Here is a 4110-nt window from a genome sequence, read left to right on the forward strand (position 1 = left end):
GGACACGACCGGCGGCTCACCGGTCCTGTTTCGGCGCCTTCGATGCATTGAGCGGTTGTTCTCGCAGACGTGCGTATTTTCGCTTCGCGAACTTGGCGCTCGGCCTCGACCGCAATTCGATACGCCCGATCAGCGGCCCACGTTCACCACCGCGAACGCGGGCCGAATAGATTGGCATTGAAAAGCGGCGTACACTTTCCGATCCTCGCCAGCCCGCAATGCCTAACGCAAACCTAGCCGGTGTGCGCTATGTAGTTTTGGACGCCTCATCCGACCCGAGCATGCGCTCTCGAATGGCCTCTTCGGTCTTGTTTGCAGTCGATCTGACGACGTTGCCAACGCGCCCCGCCAATGTCTCCGCGTCACCGCTCGAACTTTGGCGGTCAGCCTCGTCCTTGACCGTTTCATATGCCTCGGCCGCGACTTCCTTGACCTGCTCCAGACCTTTGTCGAAAACATTCTGAGCAGACTCGCGCAGCTTGTCTCGGTATTCGCCGAGTTGCTCGTCCTCCATGGCGGTGTGGGGGAGCATCACCCCAATCGCGGTGCCGATTGCAAGGCCGAGGGCTGCGATAGCTAGAGGCTCGCGCTGGAACACTTCCTGTACTGTGTGCCGCGCGCTAGCAGACATATCTCCTGCACTCGAGGCAAACTGCGCTGCAGTCTGCTTTAGTCTCTCGCCCGCGTCCGTTGTCGCGTTGGCTGCTACCCCGGCTGCATCGCTTACTACTGATGCAGCTAGCTTACTGGCGTCAGAAACCCTTGCTCCGATTCCGGAAACTTCATTGCCGAAGTCATCATCACGGTCCCCATCCTGGGATACGTCGTTAGCGTTTCTACCGGCCTGAGATGCACTGGCACCGCTTCCATGCGACGCGCCGCTTCCAAGCATCAACCAAGCCAGCCCTGCGCCAACGAGCGTGAGTGGCAATGGGTTGTCCCTGACCTGTGCCCTAAGATTACCGAGCATTGCGGATCCGTCACCGCCGGTGAAAATTCCGGCAAATTCATCGATCAATTGGCCCGGGCTCATCTTGTTGCGGATCGAATCCGCCGTGTCAGACACTTTCGCTCGAGCAATGTCGGCCTCGCGCTCAAGCTCGGCTGCAGATTTGTCGCTCATCTTATTTGTTCCTTGATCACGCGCACGTCGCGCTTGAGTTGATCTTGTGTGCGATCAGGTGTCAGCTCGGAAGGAGCCATGCTCGCAATTCCGGAGCGCATAAGAATAGCTCCGAGTGCCGCGACAACTATGCCGACCAATAGCGAGGACCATCCGGGCCCCAGCCCGACATTGGCCAAGGCGATCACGAGCGCTTGCAAAAGCACAACCAAAGCGGCCAGAAGACAGATAGCGCCTCCGACAATCTCGACCGCACCTGCGCCTGCCTTGCTCAGTTTTTCCGACATTTCGGCCCGCAGCAGTTTGCCTTCGGTCTGAAGCAAAGTCGTAACCTGCTGTGCCAGATCGCTTACAAGCGTGGCGAGGCTGCGGCTGTCGTGGTTCTCAGTCATGGGGTTTGCTCCAGGGTTTCATTACTCCAGTCATCGGCAAGCTCGCCGGCATCCTGCCCGGTTTCATTTCCATTTGGCGAAGCCCAATCGGTTTGCGACTGCCGTGCTGCTTCGGCCGACGCAGACTGGGGCGCACTCTTGATAAATCGCCCGAGCGCCAAGCCTGCCAACACTGAACCGGCGATCAACGCCCCTGGGTTGTCCCTGCCGAATGACTGGATCTCACCAAGAACTTCTTCGAATGGTTTGTCTTTCACGGAAGAAGAAAGTCGCTCGAGGCCGCCTGCGGCATCAAGGACGAACTTCGAAGCGGTGCGTTGGTCGCTGTTGGCCAAATGCTCGCTTGCCGCTCGCAACGCTCCGCCAAAGGCGCTCAGGTTGGCGCTGACATCACGCTGTGTCCCTTCAGCCTTGTTGAATAGCGCTTGCTTAGCTTCCGAAGCGTAGTCACCGGCTTTCCTCGTGAGTTCGTCGCGAGCGTCATGCAGCGTCTCTGTCGCAGTCTGCTTTTCCTGCTGAAAGCGATCGGATAATTCGTTCTTGGCTGTTTCGAAATCGGCCTGCTTAGGGCCATGATCGTCTTTGCGTGGCATGGTATCTCCTAATGGAATCCGAGGAAGGAGAGGATCGCAAGCACAACGACGACAAGGCCGATGAGATAAATAACGCTGTTCATGATGCAATCTCCTCCACTCCAAGCCGAACTAGCCCGAGACCCTCAAGTTCCTCGCCGACTCAAATTTTTCTTGGTGAGAGCCGGCCCACCTCCCAACTTCCCTTTCCGCCCTCCTGCTGCGGCAGGTCTGGGTTCTCAAACCACCTCCAATCGCGATCGCATCGGCACTCCCGCGATGACGCCGGAGTGGGCACCGAGACCGATTGGGTACCAGAGGGTGAAGAGGCCAACAGTGGCTCCCGGGAACGGGTCTAAAGCCACCCAGGCTTAGCCGTCTGCATCTGACCCACGTGGCTATTCCGGGTGTCCTGGGTCAAAATGCACAACGGCATCGAGAATTGTCCGGTACAGGCTGTCAACTTCCTCGTCGATCTCGCCGCGTTTGATGCCGACCGACTTTGCATCGGCAATCAGCTTGTGAGTGAGCTCATCGATCGAGACCACATCAGCTTTCGCCGTTTCAGGAACATTGTTTTCAATCCTCTTGTGCAGGAAGTCGATGCCGCGCTTACTCATCGCCCTCAAGCCGGCTAACGACATTAAGTTCCGATCGCAGCGCTTTATATCAAATGAGGGCGCGCAGTCTCGAAAAGGCTCTATTGTCTAGCCAGGTCGCCGCCCATCCGGCAAAGGCGCTTGGATGTAGGTGCTTTCGCCCACAAGGAGAAAGCGAATGCCTCATCAGGAAATTTCGGCCTCGTTGAGATCACCGAGCACACCGGCGATGGTTGGTCGCGTCGTAAGAGAAAGCGGCAAAGCCCAGAACAGGAAATAGGATCAACAATGGGAAAAGCCCAAGCCAGCGCAGACCCTGAAGCTCACGATCATCCCTATGATGCTGATGCCTTCGCCGAAAAGTATGGGCTGACGCAGAAGGCGGCAGAGGTGATACTTTTTTCGAACGGCCCCTCAAAGATCGCCTGTGACGCGGCTGCCCGTGCATTCCGGGCCGCGGTAGCGATGAGAAGCAATCGTCGGCGCGATCATTAGCTTTCGTCGCGAAAATCCCGCGGCGAGACAACGTCTTCTCACCTCGCATGTGGCCGAGTTTCCGCAGCTAGAAGGTTTCGCGGATGAAAGGTCCCGCTGACATAATTTCTTGGGAACAGTGTCGGCATCAAAGCTTCCTGACTGATGATCAGGAGAAGCCGTGATGGGCGACAAAGACGATGCTGGACGCTCTCGGCCGCGGGATCTCCAAGCGCAAGCGCTTGCACGAGAAACCGGTATAACCTTTGAACAGGCACTGGAGCTTATCCAGTTAATCGGGCCTGACCCGATCATCATTGCTGCGAGAAGCGAGAATCCTAAAGAACCGGAAACCGGGATGCGAACCATGACAGAGCTAGCAGCTCTTGGTCCCGGGCAGCACCTGATTGTGGCGTCGTGCAAGGGGCGGAGCGCTTCCTTCCTCCACCGCCCAAGCAATTGACCTCTCCCGTTCCGGGATTTGGCACTAAACTTCGGATCACAAGCTGGTCCTGATCTGCGATCTGTTCAACGGTGCCATTTCTGTCTAGGCGTAGGTGGCCTCAATAACAGGAGCGGGTTTCCCGTCGCGCATGGAGATGGGGATGTGCTAAGGAGCGGCCGGCTGCGCCGGCTGCAGGGCCTATTGGTCTCCGCCTGTGCTCGATTGTGGAGTCGGACTCCTATCGACCTTGGGGTTCTGATCGACCGGTTCGACATTCATAATGTCTGTCTTCGATTTTACAGGATCGCCCGACGGAGAGTCTGAGCCGGTAGATGCCGGAACCCCGCCTTGTTCCGTAGCTGGTGTCTTTGCCTGCTCCCCGTAAAGCTCAGCGATGCCCCAAGCGGCGGCGGTCAGTAGCAGTGCCGATATCAGGATTGTAAAACCGTGGCGGCCCCATCCACCTTGGCGAGCTTCCATTTCCGGGATGTTTTTCGGCATGTCC

The 4110-nt window shown here is 57.5% G+C and carries 7 protein-coding genes; 2 read left to right on the forward strand and 5 right to left on the reverse strand.

Annotated elements, in window-relative coordinates; translation table 11 throughout:
• Positions 1-247 precede the first annotated feature (247 nt).
• The 4 genes from MESS4_RS25635 to MESS4_RS25650 form a co-directional block, all read right to left on the reverse strand.
• Positions 248-1123, reverse strand: coding sequence for a hypothetical protein (locus MESS4_RS25635; protein ID WP_006337360.1), 876 nt, complete (start codon positions 1121-1123; stop codon positions 248-250).
• Positions 1120-1515, reverse strand: coding sequence for a phage holin family protein (locus MESS4_RS25640; protein ID WP_006337362.1), 396 nt, complete (start codon positions 1513-1515; stop codon positions 1120-1122). Before MESS4_RS25640 ends, MESS4_RS25635 begins: the two co-directional genes overlap by 4 nt.
• Entirely contained in the window at positions 1512-2108 is a 597-nt protein-coding gene (locus tag MESS4_RS25645; RefSeq protein WP_006337364.1) for a hypothetical protein, read from the reverse strand. Before MESS4_RS25645 ends, MESS4_RS25640 begins: the two co-directional genes overlap by 4 nt.
• Before the next feature lie 377 nt (positions 2109-2485).
• A complete protein-coding gene (locus MESS4_RS25650; protein ID WP_006337366.1) occupies positions 2486-2707 on the reverse strand; it encodes a DUF768 domain-containing protein in 222 nt (73 codons plus the stop codon).
• Between the two features lie 120 nt (positions 2708-2827).
• Here MESS4_RS25650 and MESS4_RS34800 point away from each other — a divergent pair, with 120 nt between their 5' ends.
• On the forward strand, positions 2828-3181 hold the full coding sequence (locus MESS4_RS34800) for a hypothetical protein (RefSeq protein WP_244441219.1): 354 nt from the start codon (positions 2828-2830) through the stop codon (positions 3179-3181).
• Positions 3182-3344: 163 nt separating this feature from the next.
• Complete coding sequence (locus MESS4_RS25655) at positions 3345-3623, forward strand: hypothetical protein (protein WP_036242108.1); 279 nt, start codon at positions 3345-3347, stop codon at positions 3621-3623.
• Positions 3624-3803: 180 nt separating this feature from the next.
• Here MESS4_RS25655 and MESS4_RS34220 read toward each other — a convergent pair.
• Positions 3804-4110, reverse strand: a 307-nt coding sequence (locus MESS4_RS34220) for a hypothetical protein (RefSeq protein ID WP_244441220.1), incomplete at its 5' end; no start/stop codon positions are given.

Source organism: Mesorhizobium sp. STM 4661 (assembly GCF_000359125.1).
Classification (GTDB): domain Bacteria; phylum Pseudomonadota; class Alphaproteobacteria; order Rhizobiales; family Rhizobiaceae; genus Mesorhizobium.